The following is a 12,315-nucleotide window of genomic DNA, read 5'->3' as shown; positions in this document are numbered from 1 at the left end:
ATGCTCGGTCTCGCCCCGCCGCTTTCGGCGCTGATCTTTCTGGTGCTGATCACCCCGGTTTGCGCCTGGGTGGTCTTCACCGACCTCAAATACATGAAGATCCGCAACAAGGCGGTGCTGGCGCTTCTGGTGATCTTCGCTTCCGCGGGACCGTTCCTCTTGCCGATCGACGTCTATGCCTGGCGGTGGAGCCATGCGCTGGTCGTCTTCGTGATCGGCTACATCCTGAACCAGATCGCGCATTTCGGTGCGGGCGACGCGAAATTCGCAGCCGCAGCCGCGCCGTTCTTCTCGCATGAGCTGTTCGACGTGCAGTTGACGATGTTCCTGCTCTGCGCCTTCCTGCTTGCGGCCTTCGCCGCGCACCGGATCTTTCGCGCAATCCCCGCCGTGGTGAACGCCACGCCCGACTGGGTGAGCTGGAAGCGCAAGGACTTCCCGATGGGGCTGGCGCTGGTCGGCACGCTCTGGGCGTATCTGCTGCTCGTGGCGCTGGGCTGATTGTTCAGCCTCCCGATCGGGTATCGCGGCGATTACCCGGTTTTTCCAACATTTGGCCACAATCACCGGCAAGATTGGCCCGGACCGATCTTAGCCCCCGCGCAGGACCAAAGCGGGGTGCACAGCCGAGAGGACGCGCCAGATGAACATGATGACCTCGAATGTCATCGCCCCGGCCCCGCCGCGCGCGCTGGAGGAAACCGGGCTGAACGTCGTGATGATGCGGGACATCCTGCTCAAGACGATGTTCCGCACCAATACGGACACGGCCTCTGCGCTGTCCAAGCTGGTCTGCCTTCCGATGACGATGGTGCAGGACCTGATCGACATGTGCCGCAAGCAGGGCCTGTTGGAGGCGATGGGCACGCTGCACGCCAATTCCGGCGGCGAGATGGGCTTCCAGCTGTCGGACACCGGCAAGGCGCGCGCGCTCGATGCGTTGGCGCAGTCGGAATATTACGGCGCGATGCCGGTGCCGCTGACCGTCTATCGCGAACAGGTGAAGCGCCAGTCGATCCGCAACATCCAGCTGACCCGCCAGCAACTTCTGGGCGCGATGGGCCACCTGATCCTGCCGCCGGACCTGATCGGCCAGCTTGGCCCGGCGGTCTCCTCGGGGCGCTCGATCCTGATGTACGGCCCGCCCGGCAACGGGAAATCCTCGATCTCGAACGGCATCCGCGACGCGATCGGGGACAATATCTTCATCCCCCGCGCCATCGAATATGCGGGCCAGATCATCACCGTCTACGACCCGATCGTGCACACCCCCGTTCCGGTCGAGGAAGACGACCCGACCTCGCTGCGCAAGCGCGGGATGCAGTTCGACCAGCGCTACGTCTATTGCGAGCGCCCGACCGTGATCACCGGTGGTGAGCTTTCGCTCGACATGCTCGACCTGAAATACAACGCGACTGCGCGCACCTATACCGCGCCGCTGCAGTTCAAATCGGCTGGCGGCGTCTTCATCGTGGACGACCTTGGTCGTCAGGCCGAGCCGCCGCAGAAGCTCGTGAACCGCTGGATCGTTCCGCTGGAAGAGAACCGCGATATCCTCTCGCTGCAATCGGGCGAGAAATTCGAGGTGCCCTTCGACACGCTCGTGATCTTCTCGACCAACTTCCACCCGAACGAGATCTTCGATAAGGCGGCGCTGCGTCGTATCTTCTTCAAGATCAAGATCGACGGGCCGAACCAGTCCGACTATCTCAAAATTTTCCAGATGATGGCGAAGAAGCGCAACATGCCGCTCGACGAGAAGGCGCTGCTGCATCTCCTCAAGGTGAAGTACCCCACCATCGACAATATCTACGCGAATTATCAGCCGGTCTTCCTGATCGACCAGATGATTTCGATCTGCGAGTTCGAGGGCATCCCCTATCAGATGACGCCGGAACTGGTGGATCGCGCCTGGGACAACATGTTCGTCAGAGACGAGGTGATCGTCCACTAAGGGCGCTACTGGGCGGCCATCCCATCTGCACCGGGCGCGCGGAACCGCGCCGCCTCGACCTGCGGCTGATAGGTGCGCGAGACGGGCACCTCTTCGCCATCGGCCATCTGCAGGAAGAGGCGCCCCTTCTCCTTGCGCATGCCGCGCACCGCATCGCGCGCCACCCAATGCGAGCGATGGACCTGCAGGCCCGGCGCGCCCTCGGTCTCGGTAATCGCATCGGCAAGCCGGATCAGCAGGCTCGTCTGCCCGGCTTCGGTCACCACGTCGACATAGTGGTCATTCACCGCGAGGCGGATCAGCGGTGCGCGCAGGTCAGGCTCGAGCCGATAAAGCAAACGCGGCGCGCGCGAAGACAGAGCCCCCTTACCCGCTGCCTCAACGTCCCGGCGGGCCTGCTTCTCCGCAGCGTCCACTGAAGCCTCCTGCGTCCGCTTCGGACGCCCCTGCTGAGGCGCCATCCAGTGCCGCAGGGTGGAGCCTGCCATCGAGAGGCCGAGGATATAGCCCGCCATGTGGAATATCTCGAACCCCCGGAAGTTGGGCTTCGCCGCAAGCAGCAGAACGAGCAGGTAAAGCGGCACAGTCAGTACCAAAGCGGAAAGGCCGGCAAGCGTGGGCGCCTCGTAACGGAACCGGCGCAAACCCAGCTTCCGCCGCACAAAAATGCGGATCGCCGCGCCAATCAGGATGCCGACCGCGACACTGAGCGGCCAGAAAATCACGCGCGCACCGAGCAACATGGATTCGAGAGTGTTGAACGGGCCGGCCACGATGCCGAATAGCGATGCCACGACCCAGATCACCGGCAGAGCCGGGATCTTCAATGCCCGCCAATATATTTTCCAGAAACCTGCCATTGCCGTCACGCCCCAATGACGCTTGGGTAACGCAAGCGTTACGGTTCCGACAACGGCAAAGGCCGCTTACCCCACCCAACCTGTGGAAATCCTTACCTACCTTTGTCAGGCAGTCAAACCCTCAGGTTCGGGCAGGTTGTTCGCGCGGCAGCAGGCGGTGACCGTGTTGGCCAGAAGGCACGCGATGGTCATCGGGCCGACGCCGCCCGGCACCGGGGTGATCGCGCCCGCGACCTCCTTGGCGCTGTCGAAATCGACATCGCCCACCAGCCGGGTCTTGCCCTCGCCCTTCTCGGGCGCGTCGATCCGGTTGATACCGACATCGATAACGGTCGCGCCGGGCTTCACCCAGTCGCCCGGGATCATGCGCGGGCGGCCCACGGCGGCCACGAGGATATCGGCGCCACGGCAGACATCGGCGAGATCCTTGGTGCGGCTATGCGCGATGGTGACGGTGCAGCTATCGCGCAGCAGCAGTTGCGCCATCGGCTTGCCGACGATGTTCGAGCGGCCCACCACGACAGCATTCAGCCCCGAGAGGCTGCCCAGCTGGTCGCGCAGCATCATCAGGCAGCCTAGCGGCGTGCAGGGCACCATCGACTTCTGCCCGGTGCCCAGAAGGCCCACATTGAGGATATGGAAGCCGTCGACATCCTTCGCGGGGGTGATCGAGTTGATCACCTTCTCCTCGTCGATGTGATCGGGCAACGGCAGCTGCACGAGGATGCCATGCACCGCCGGATCGGCGTTGAGCTTCTCGACCAGCGCCAGCAGATCGGCCTCGGAGGTCTCCACGGGCAGCTTGTGCTCGTAGGAGTTCATCCCGGCTTCGAGCGTCTGCTTGCCCTTGTTGCGCACGTAGACCTGGCTGGCCGGGTCCTCGCCCACCAGCACCACCGCGAGGCCCGGCGTGATGCCGTGTTCCTCTTGCAGCCGGGTGACATGCTCGGCCACTTTCTCGCGCACGCTCGCTGCGAAGGCCTTCCCGTCGATGATCGTCGCCGTCATTTCATTCCTCCGTCACTCCGCCGCCGCGAAGGTCGTGCGGTAATGGTCCATCTGCATGCGGGTCGCGCGGACCGCGTTGTTCATCAGCGTCGAGACCGTGACCGGCCCCACCCCGCCCGGCACGGGCGTGATCCAGCCCGCCACCTCGGCGCAGCTGTCGAAATCTGCGTCGCCCACGGTGCGCCCCTCGACCCGGTTGATGCCGATATCGATCAGCGCCGCACCGGGTTTGAGCATCTCGCCATGCACCAGCCCCGGCTTGCCCACCGCGACGAACACGGCATCGGCGGCGCGCGAATGCACCGAGACCTGCCGCGTCATGTGGTGGCACACGGTGACGGTGGCGCCGAGCCCCATCATCAGGAAGGCGATCGGCTTGCCCACGATCTCGGAGTGGCCGATCACGCAGACATTGAGCCCTTCGGTCTGGAGCGGCAGGGATTTCAGGATCTCCACGGCCGCGACGGCGGTACAGGGACCGAGCTCCAGCTCGTTATAGACGATGTTGCCGATCGAGGACGGGTGCATCCCCTCCACATCCTTGAGCGGATGCACCGCCTTCTGCAGAACCTTGACCGGGATATGGGCGGGCAGCGGGCGCTGGATGATGATGCCATTGACGCGCGGATCGGCGTTCAGACCGGCCAGCACGCCCTGGAGCTGTTCGAGGCTGATCGTCTCGGGGTAGTTGCGCACTTCGAAGGCCACGCCGGCTTTCTCGGCGTATTTCTTCTGGTTGCGCACATAGAGTTCCGCGGCGGCGACATCGCCGACCGAGATCGAGACGAGGCGCGGCGCCCAGCCTGCCTCCGAAAGCCTCTGCGCCTCGGCATAGGCCTCGTCCAGCTTGACCTGCGCAAGCGCCTTTCCGTCAATGATCGTGGCGCTCATCGGGGTCTCCCTTGCCCAGAACCTGTTCTTCCTGCGCGATGAAATGCTCGATCATCTCGCGCCACAAACGGTCGGCGAGATCGGGATCGAGCCCGGCAGGACCGGCGGCGGCGCGTACCTTCGCAACCACATCCTCGACCCGGTCGGGGATGCGTGCGGGCCAGCCATTTCCCTGTTTGAGTTCCGCCGCACGGGCGATCAGCCGGGTGCGCGCACCGAGCATCTCGACCAGCTCCCGGTCGAGCGCATCGATGGCGACGCGCAGCTCTTCCATCGTGTGCAGGTCTGACGGAGATTTCATCGACAAGGCTCCCGGAACACTCGCGCCCCCTATCGCAGCTTGGCCCAACAAGCTCAAGACCGCGCCCCTAGAACAAACCCGTGATGCGGCCTTCGGCGTCGAGGCCGATCGTCTCCGCAGCCGGGTGCCGGGGCAGACCCGGCATGGTCATGATCTCACCGCAGATCACCACGACGAACCCCGCCCCCGCCGAGAGCCGCACTTCGCGGATCGGCAGCGTGTGGCCCGAGGGCGCCCCGCGCAGCGTCGGGTCCGCGCTGAAGGAATACTGCGTCTTGGCAACGCAGATCGGCAGGTTTCCATAGCCCGCCGCTTCCCAGTCGCGAAGCTGGTTGAGGATCTTCTGATCGGCATAGACGTCGCTCGCGTGGTAGATGCGCGTTGCGATGGTCTCGATCTTCTCGAAAAGCGTCATGTCATCGGGATAGAGCGGCGCGAATTGCGACGGACGCTCGGTCAGCGCGACGATCTTCTCCGCCAGCGCCTCGGTCCCCGCGCCGCCTTCGGCCCAATGGGTGCACAGAACCGCCTCCACGCCCTGCGCTTCGGCGGCGTCGCGCACCGCTGCGATTTCATCTTCGGTGTCGGCAGTGAAGCGGTTGATCGCGACCACGACCGGCACGCCGAATTTCTTCATATTCGCGATGTGACGCGCGAGATTGGCGCAGCCCGCCTCGACGGCGGCCACGTTCTCCGCGCCGAGATCCGCTTTCGCGACACCGCCATTCATCTTCAGCGCCCGCACCGTTGCCACGACCACCGCAGCATTCGGGCTCAGCCCGGCCTTGCGGCATTTGATGTCGAAGAACTTCTCCGCCCCCAGATCGGCCCCGAAGCCCGCTTCAGTCACGACGTAATCGGCCAGTTTCAGCGCGCTTTGCGTCGCGATCACCGAGTTGCAGCCATGCGCGATATTGGCGAAGGGCCCGCCATGCACGAAGGCGGGCGTGCCCTCCAGCGTCTGCACGAGATTGGGCTGCAGCGCATCTTTCAGCAGCACCACCATCGCACCATCCGCGCCGATCTCGGCGCAGGTCACGGGCGAGCGGTCGCGGCGATAGCCGACGACGATCCGACCCAGCCGCTCCTGCAAATCCGTCAGATCGCGGCTCAGGCAGAGACAGGCCATGACCTCGGAGGCCACGGTGATGTCGAAGCCGGTCTGGCGCGGAAAGCCGTTCGAGACGCCGCCAAGGCTGACCACGATATCGCGCAGCGCCCGGTCGTTCATGTCGAGCACGCGCCGCCACGTGATCCGGCGCGCGTCGATCTCGAGCGCGTTGCCCCAATGGATATGGTTGTCGATCATCGCCGAGAGCAGGTTATGCGCCGCCCCGACCGCGTGGAAATCGCCGGTGAAATGGAGGTTCATCGACTCCATCGGCACGACTTGCGCGTAGCCGCCGCCCGCGGCCCCGCCCTTCATCCCGAAATTCGGACCGAGCGAGGCTTCGCGCAAGCAGATCGCGGCGCGCTTGCCAATCCGGGACAGCCCGTCGCCCAGACCTACGGTCGTCGTCGTCTTGCCCTCGCCCGCAGGGGTCGGCGAGATCGCGGTGACGAGGATCAGCTTGCCGGTCTCGCGCTCATCCAGACCCGCGATGAACTCCGCCTCCAGCTTCGCCTTGTCGCGGCCATAGGGGATCAGCGCGTCTTCGGGAATATCCAGCTTCGCCGCGATTTCCGGCATCGGGCGCAGCGTCGCGGCACGGGCAATCTCTAAGTCACTCGTCATCGGGTCCTCCTTCTGAGGGAGGGTAGCCATTTGACGGCGCAGCGAAAGGGAAAGAAGCGACCGTTGCGGGATTAAATCGCCTCAGCGGACCTCGTCCATCAGCTCCCAGGCGCGCTGATCGGGAATATGCAGCCGCAGGGTTTCGCCCACGACCAGACGGCCGGGACGTTCGACCCATGCGGTCACGCCGCGCCGGCCTTGGGCTGCGGGTTTGTAGCGCTTGCCCTTCTCGGGATGGTGCTCTTCGATCACCCGGCCCGGCAGGACACAGGGGCGGTTCTCCATATCCACCACGAAGGTCAGCCCCGTCTCGTTCTGCAGCCGCGCCGAGGGCGGGATATGGGTCAGGTCCGGCAGGCCGCGCAGCACGATCGTCGCGCCGACCCAAGAGGGATCGATCTCCGGAACGCCCATCGCGAAGGCAGTCTCGGCCAGTTCCTCCGCCGAGAGGATCGTTAGCTGGCGGACATTGGCGATCTCGGTGCCCTTGGGATGCTGATCGGTCACGCGCGAGCAGGAAGGACGCGTGCGCCCGCCATGCAGCTCTCCCACGGGACCGTCGAAGGTGAAGTCGATCTCTTCGACCGGGGTCGAGGTCAGTTGCCCCTCGGTGGTCACCAGCCCGAGCCAGACGACCTCCCCTTGATATTGCGTGGGTTTCAGCGCGGCCATCAGCCCCTCTTTGACAAGACGACAAACAGACGACGGAACGGAAAAAAGACGCTGCCGTCGTCCCGCAGAGGATAAACCGTCTCGAGCGCGGTTTCATAGCGTTCGATGAGAACCTGCGCTTCAGTGTCGCCTAGGAGTCGCAGGAAAGGACGCATCGCCGTGCTTTCCGTGAAGCGGCGGACCGGATGCGCGCCCGGCGTGGGCTCCAGCTGCTGCAGATATTCGGTGTGCCAGATGTCGACCTCGCCCAAGGGGCTCAGCATTTTCGCGTAATCCACCGCCGGGGCCACGGGCGGCACCCAGCCCGCGAAGTTGAACCGGTCGGGGAACATCTCCTGCGACAGCTCGCGCAGGATGCGATGCGACGGCGCGCCATGCTGGGCGGGCATCTGCACCGCCAGAACGCCGCCCTCGCGCAGCTCTCCGGCCAGACGCGGGAAGAGCGTTGCGTGATCGGGCAGCCAATGCAGCGCGGCGTTCGAGAAGATCATCGCCGGCGGCTTGTTGGGCGCCCATTCGGAAATGTCGACCAGATCGCAGTGGTGATAGGCGCCTGTCGCCGCGGCGCGCTTCAGCATCGCCTCGGAATTGTCGACGCCCACGATCTTGCGTTTGGGGTAATGGTGGTTCAGCGCCTCGGCCACCGCGCCGTTGCCGCAGCCCAGATCGATGATCTTGCCGCGCTCGGGCAGTTGCGGCACCCGGGCCAGAAGGTCGAGTGCCGGGCGCAGCCTCAGATTGCGGAACCGCGCATAAGCGTCTGGATCCCAATCGGCTGCGCCCGGCACTGAAGCGTCACGCGTGACCATTCTCGCGAACCTTCGCGGTCAGGCCGAAGGCTCGGGGGTGGTTTCCGCCCCGCCGTCGCCCTGATCCTTCTTCTTGGACGTTTTGGGCAGCGCGGTCACCGACGGCAGGCTCCCCGAGGAGCTGTCGTCGTCGTCACCGCCCAGCGGCTCTCCGGAGAGGACCTTCTTGATCTCGTCGCCGGTGAGGGTTTCGTATTCCAGAAGGCCTTGAGCCAGACGTTCCCAATCCTCGATCCGCTCGGTCAGGATACGGCGCGCCTCTTGGTAGCCGTCTTCGATCAGGCCGCGCACCTCTTCCTCGATCAGCTCTTTCGTCTTGGTCGAGACCGAGAAGCCAGCGGTGTTGCCCTGATAGCCCTCATGCGCCTCGGCATAGTCGATATTGCCGACCTTCTCGGACATGCCCCAGCGCATCACCATGGCGCGGGCAATCGCCGACGCCTGCTGAATGTCACCCGCGGGGCCGTTCGAGACATGCTCTTCGCCCCATTTCAGGATCTCGGCTGCCTTGCCCGCCATGGTCATGGTGATCTTCTGCTTGGCCTCGTCCTTGTGGTAGTTGAGCTTGTCCATCTCGGGCAGCGAGACGACCATACCCAAGGCCTGACCGCGCGGAATGATCGTTGCCTTGTAGACCGGATCGCATTTCGGCAGCGACAGGCCGACGATGGCGTGACCGGCCTCGTGATAGGCGGTCATTTCCTTCTGCTCGGGGGTGAGCACCATCGAGCGGCGCTCGACACCCAGCATCACCTTGTCCTTGGCGTTCTCGAAATCTTCCATCGAGACGAAGCGACGCCCGACGCGGGCCGCCATCAGCGCGGCTTCGTTCACGAGGTTCATCAGGTCGGCGCCCGAGAAGCCCGGCGTGCCGCGCGCGATGGTGCGCAGGTCGACATCCGGCCCCACCGGCACTTTGCGCGAGTGAACCGTCAGGATCTTCTCGCGGCCCTTGATGTCGGGGTTCGGCACGTGGATTTGACGGTCGAAGCGGCCCGGACGCAGCAGCGCGGGGTCGAGCACGTCTTTACGGTTCGTCGCCGCGATGATGATGATGCCTTCATTAGCCTCGAAGCCGTCCATCTCGACCAGAAGCTGGTTGAGGGTCTGTTCGCGCTCGTCATTGCCGCCGCCGATGCCGACACCACGGGCACGGCCCACTGCGTCGATCTCGTCGATGAAGACGATGCAGGGCGCGTTCTTCTTGGCCTGCTCGAACATGTCGCGGACACGGGATGCACCCACACCCACGAACATCTCGACGAAGTCGGAGCCCGAAATGGTAAAGAAGGGCACGCCCGCCTCGCCCGCAATGGCGCGGGCCAGAAGCGTCTTACCGGTACCCGGAGGGCCAACCAGCAGCGCGCCTTTCGGGATCTTGCCGCCGAGGCGCGAGAATTTCTGCGGGTTGCGCAGGAATTCCACGATCTCTTCGAGTTCTTCCTTGGCTTCGTCGATACCCGCCACGTCGTCGAACGTCACGCGGCCATGTTTCTCGGTCAGGAGCTTCGCCTTGGACTTGCCGAAGCCCATCGCGCCGCCTTTGCCGCCGCCCTGCATCCGGTTCATGAAGAAGATCCAGATGCCGATCAGCACGAGGAAGGGAAGCCAGACGCCCAGCAGCGACATGAAGCCCGACTGCTGTTGCTTGACGACGCTCACCGCGATGCCCTTGTCGATCAGCTTCTCTGCGATCTGATCTTCCATCGGCTTGATGGTGGTGAAGCTTGTGCCATCGGCGAGCTGGTAGCGCACCTCTTCGCCATCGAGGCGAACGTTCTTCACCTCGCCTTTATCGACGGCGTCCATGAACTCCGAGTAGGTCGCTTGGGACGAGTTCATCGAAGATTGCCCATCACCGAAAAGGTTGAACAGGGCTAAAATCAGCAGGAACAGCACCGCCCAAAAGGCCAGATTGCGCGCATTACCCAAGGAATATCCTCCAATCGTATCGGGCGGCTGACCTGCGGTCGCCGCCTCTTCCTCAGTGAAAATAGGCATTACGCGCCGGGGTTCAACGTCGAATTAGCCAAGTGGCGAATGCGTCGCGGGAAATCCGCGCCCGCCAGCCCGCGCCAAAGCCCGCGATCGGCGCCGCGACAAGCGTCTCGCCGCGCCAAATGGCGGGACTTGCGGCAAGCGAGGCACGCGGAAGGCCGGTGTCGCGCCAGTCGGGGCATTGGCGCAATCCCGCCTCCCCCAGCGCCGCGACTTCCGCCACGTCCACTGCGGGCCCGGTGACCTCCCAGCGGTCCCAAAGCGCGGCGCCAGCTTCGACAGCCACGCGCAGATCGGCCGCGGCCTGCGCCTCGCGGGTAATGCGGATCGCGTCATTGCCGGAGGTGATGCGGCAACCATGCAGGGTACGGTCGCCGGGCAGCACGATCTCCGACAGCAGGCTCTGCACCTTCGCGGCGCGCGGCGCATACTCCGCCCCGGAGACCCAGCGCAGCGCAGCCACGATCAGGCGACGTTGCAATTCCGGATCCATCGCGGCGAAGCCCGCCGCATCGATCAGCAGATCGCCCGACGCCTCGGAGACGTGACATGCGACCTCCGCCATCAGCAACCGGTGCAGCGCCGCATTCGCAGCCGAGAGGTTCGCCGTCACGCCGGCGATCGCCTGCGCATCGACGCCCAAAGGCGCGAGCGCCCCGAGCGCCTGACGCGCCTTGACCCGCTCGAAGCGGTCATTCGCGTTGGAGGGATCGTCGATCCACGTGATGCCTTCCGCGCGCAGATGGTCGCGCAACGACTCGCGTGTCTGGGCAAGAAACGGACGATGCCATGTCACGCCCTCGGCCTCGAACCGCGGACGCATGCCCGACAGCCCCTCCAGCCCCGCCTCGCGGGCGAGCCGCATCAGGAAGGTCTCGGCCTGATCGTTGGCGGTATGCCCCAGCGCAACATGGGCAATCTCGTTTTCGCGCGCCCAATCGCCGATCAGCCGCAAACGCGCCCGGCGCGCGGCATCCATCAGATTGCCCTCGGCGCTGGCGCCATCCCAGCGCAGGACGGTATGCGCAATGCCGCGATCCGCGCAGAACCGCCCGACAAACGCAGCCTCGTCGGCGGCCTCGGGGCGCAGCCCGTGATCCACCGTCACCGCGGCGACCTCGAAATGCGCAGCCAGCAGCACCAGCGTCGCCATCGAATCCGAGCCCCCGGAAACGGCAACCCCGACGCGCCGGGGCGCATCGGGGTCAAAACCGTGTCTTGCGATGTCGTCCAGCGTCACCGGACCGCGCTCACTGGCATCCCAGCGATTGCTGCGCGCTCTGCGCCTCGCCCGCCGCCGACGAACCCGGGAAGCGTGCGCTCACCTGACCCAGCGTGGTGCAGGCCTCGCTCTGCTGACCGAGCTGCCCCAGCGCCTTGCCGAGCGACAGCAGGTTGTCCGCCGCCCGCGACCCTTTCGGATCGGCGGAGAACCCGTCGAGCCATGCCCGTGCAGCACCCGCCTCGTCGCCCTGCTTTTGCAGCGCGAGACCGCGATAATACATCGCGTCGCTGGTCAACGGAGAACCGGGATAGGTCTGCCGGAAGGTCGTGAGAAGATCGGCCGCCGAGGCGTAATCGCCATCCTCATAGGCTTTCTTGCCCGCTTCGAAATCCGATTTCTCGTTGATCGCGAGATCGGGACCGGGCGTCGAATCCGGCGCGGGGCCAGTGACCGAAGGCGCGTTGGTCGGTGCGTCGCCTCCCAGCGGCTTGGCCATGCCCAGCTTCGAAATGTCGCAGTTCTCTTCCATCTCGCAGACCCGGAAATTCAGATCGCCGATCCGCTTCGTGCCATCGGCGACGACGCGGTTGATCTTGTTTTCCAGCTCTTCGACGCGGTCGGTCATATGCGACAGCGACAGCTCCATCGAGTCCATGCGCTGCAGAGCGGAATCGCCGCCCGCTTTCTGCAGCCCAGCCTGGCCAGAGGCCTGCAGCTCCTGACGCAGGCTCCCGATCTCGGTCTGAAGCTGTCCCAGTTCGGTCTTGATATCCGCCAGCGTCTGGGCGCGGTTCGCGTCCTGAGCCAGCGCGGGCGCGGCTGCCAGAACAGCCGCGCCGAGAAGCAAAGCTCTCAGCATCGC

12 protein-coding genes are annotated in these 12,315 nt (G+C 64.9%); 2 read left to right on the top strand and 10 right to left on the bottom strand.

Annotated features, from left to right (window positions below; translation table 11 throughout):
* Both AKL02_RS02465 and AKL02_RS02460 read left to right on the top strand, forming a co-directional pair.
* A complete protein-coding gene (locus AKL02_RS02465) occupies window positions 1–501 on the top strand; it encodes a prepilin peptidase (protein WP_083077733.1) in 501 nt (166 codons plus the stop codon).
* Window positions 502–643: 142 nt separating this feature from the next.
* Window positions 644–1,954 carry a DUF8689 domain-containing protein gene (locus AKL02_RS02460; RefSeq protein WP_078521903.1) on the top strand — a complete coding sequence of 437 codons (1,311 nt, stop codon included), beginning with the start codon at window positions 644–646 and terminating at the stop codon, window positions 1,952–1,954.
* Between the two features lie 5 nt (window positions 1,955–1,959).
* Here AKL02_RS02460 and AKL02_RS02455 read toward each other — a convergent pair whose 3' ends face one another.
* From AKL02_RS02455 to ybgF, 10 genes are all read right to left on the bottom strand, one after another.
* Window positions 1,960–2,814: a LytTR family DNA-binding domain-containing protein gene (locus tag AKL02_RS02455; protein ID WP_083077734.1), complete on the bottom strand. Its 855-nt coding sequence runs from the start codon at window positions 2,812–2,814 to the stop codon at window positions 1,960–1,962.
* 105 nt (window positions 2,815–2,919) lie between these two features.
* Window positions 2,920–3,822 (bottom strand): bifunctional methylenetetrahydrofolate dehydrogenase/methenyltetrahydrofolate cyclohydrolase FolD, encoded by a 903-nt coding sequence (folD, locus tag AKL02_RS02450; protein WP_078545214.1) that lies wholly within the window; start codon window positions 3,820–3,822, stop codon window positions 2,920–2,922.
* 12 nt (window positions 3,823–3,834) lie between these two features.
* Complete coding sequence (locus AKL02_RS02445; protein WP_083077735.1) at window positions 3,835–4,713, bottom strand: bifunctional 5,10-methylenetetrahydrofolate dehydrogenase/5,10-methenyltetrahydrofolate cyclohydrolase; 879 nt, start codon at window positions 4,711–4,713, stop codon at window positions 3,835–3,837.
* The gene (locus tag AKL02_RS02440) at window positions 4,694–5,014 is read right to left on the bottom strand and encodes a chorismate mutase (RefSeq protein WP_078521910.1); all 321 of its coding nucleotides are present in this window, start codon (window positions 5,012–5,014) and stop codon (window positions 4,694–4,696) included. The genes AKL02_RS02445 and AKL02_RS02440 overlap by 20 nt, the downstream gene beginning before the upstream one ends.
* Window positions 5,015–5,081: 67 nt before the next feature.
* Window positions 5,082–6,749 carry a formate--tetrahydrofolate ligase gene (locus tag AKL02_RS02435; protein WP_083077736.1) on the bottom strand — a complete coding sequence of 556 codons (1,668 nt, stop codon included), beginning with the start codon at window positions 6,747–6,749 and terminating at the stop codon, window positions 5,082–5,084.
* An 81-nt stretch (window positions 6,750–6,830) separates the two neighbouring features.
* Window positions 6,831–7,421, bottom strand: coding sequence for an MOSC domain-containing protein (locus AKL02_RS02430; RefSeq protein ID WP_078545210.1), 591 nt, complete (start codon window positions 7,419–7,421; stop codon window positions 6,831–6,833).
* Window positions 7,421–8,230 carry a methyltransferase domain-containing protein gene (locus AKL02_RS02425; protein WP_083077737.1) on the bottom strand — a complete coding sequence of 270 codons (810 nt, stop codon included), beginning with the start codon at window positions 8,228–8,230 and terminating at the stop codon, window positions 7,421–7,423. Before AKL02_RS02425 ends, AKL02_RS02430 begins: the two co-directional genes overlap by 1 nt.
* Before the next feature lie 18 nt (window positions 8,231–8,248).
* Complete coding sequence (gene ftsH, locus AKL02_RS02420; RefSeq protein WP_078521918.1) at window positions 8,249–10,162, bottom strand: ATP-dependent zinc metalloprotease FtsH; 1,914 nt, start codon at window positions 10,160–10,162, stop codon at window positions 8,249–8,251.
* A gap of 82 nt (window positions 10,163–10,244) precedes the next feature.
* The gene (tilS, locus tag AKL02_RS02415) at window positions 10,245–11,468 is read right to left on the bottom strand and encodes a tRNA lysidine(34) synthetase TilS (RefSeq protein WP_232621699.1); all 1,224 of its coding nucleotides are present in this window, start codon (window positions 11,466–11,468) and stop codon (window positions 10,245–10,247) included.
* Window positions 11,469–11,478: 10 nt separating this feature from the next.
* Window positions 11,479–12,312, bottom strand: coding sequence for a tol-pal system protein YbgF (gene ybgF / locus AKL02_RS02410; protein ID WP_332836460.1), 834 nt, complete (start codon window positions 12,310–12,312; stop codon window positions 11,479–11,481).
* Window positions 12,313–12,315: the final 3 nt, after the last annotated feature.

This window comes from Thioclava electrotropha (assembly GCF_002085925.2).
In the GTDB taxonomy this organism is placed as follows: domain Bacteria; phylum Pseudomonadota; class Alphaproteobacteria; order Rhodobacterales; family Rhodobacteraceae; genus Thioclava; species Thioclava electrotropha.
The sequence above is the reverse complement of the archived record's forward strand: the minus strand, read 5'-3'. Positions and strand labels throughout refer to the sequence as shown.